General features: G+C 47.9%; 1 protein-coding gene. It reads right to left on the bottom strand.

Annotated features, from left to right (window positions below; genetic code table 11):
* The coding region (locus R7Q48_RS31245; protein WP_318134317.1) for a glutamate synthase central domain-containing protein at window positions 1–512 on the bottom strand (512 nt) is incomplete at both ends.

Here is a 512-nt window from a genome sequence, read left to right as displayed (position 1 = left end):
CCATCTTCGACATGATTTTGTACAAGCCTTTGTTGATGCCATACTGATAGTTCTGCATAACATCGCGGTAGTCTTTATCTAGGGCACCATCGTCAATCAACTTGCCTAGCGCTTCATAAGCTAGATACGGATAAACCGCCGTAGCGCCAAAGCCTAGCAATACGGCAAATTGATGAGGGTCACGTGCGGTTGCGGTTTCCGCGACGATGTTGGCATCACAACGAAGGTTGGCTGTAACTAAGCGAGTTTGCACGGCGCCGACAGCCATGGCGGCTGGAATTGGCAATTTGCCTTTGACTAATGCGCGGTCGGAAAGAACCACTAAAACGGTACCTTCTCGCACCACTTGTTCAGCTTGATCACATAAATCATCAATCGCTTGTTTGAGATCTTTCTCTTGTGGATCGTAGTTTATGTCGAGAATGGTATTGCGGTAGTGATCGTCACCCAGCTCAAGCAACTGCTGCATGTCAGAGTAAAGTAGCACTGGAGAATCAAATGTCACTCGATGC

The sequence above is a fragment of the Vibrio sp. 378 genome, from assembly GCF_033339435.1.
Note: the sequence above shows the minus strand (reverse complement) of the source record. Positions and strands in the feature narration are given on the sequence as shown.